The sequence below is a fragment of the Achromobacter sp. SIMBA_011 genome (genome assembly GCF_046535435.1).
In the GTDB taxonomy this organism is placed as follows: domain Bacteria; phylum Pseudomonadota; class Gammaproteobacteria; order Burkholderiales; family Burkholderiaceae_B; genus Achromobacter; species Achromobacter dolens.
On sequence record NZ_JAWRWN010000071.1, the window covers coordinates 1 to 425 of the forward strand.

Here is a 425-nt window from a genome sequence, read left to right on the forward strand (position 1 = left end):
CGAGTTCTTCCTCGTCAGGGCCACCGATTTCATCGAACGCTCGACCACATTGGAGTCCACTTCGATCCGGCCATCCTCCAGGAAGGCTGCCAGTCCGTTCCAGTGGTTGAGCGTGTAGGTGACGGCCTTGCCAAGCGCCGATTTCGACGACACCTCGTCGCTCAGTTCGGTGAGCTGGGCCTTCAGTTCGCTCATGACGGGCGCTGCCTCGCGACGCCGCACCGTGAGCCGGGTATCGGCATTTTCGCCGCGCAGTTTCGCTTCGATACGGTAGATCTCGGCAATCCTGGCCAGGATCGACAGGGCCTCAGCAGACCCGGTCATCTTGACGATTTCGACGAACTTGCGTCGGGCATGGGCAAGGCAGAAGGCCAGCCGCATGGGGGCGACATTGCTCTTCCCTCGGCGCTTGGCCAAGGTTTTAT

The 425-nt window shown here is 61.2% G+C and carries 1 protein-coding gene; it reads right to left on the minus strand.

From position 1 onward, the window contains the following. Positions 1 to 425, minus strand: a 425-nt coding sequence (locus tag SB816_RS29950) for an IS66 family transposase (RefSeq protein WP_410547984.1), incomplete at both ends; no start/stop codon positions are given.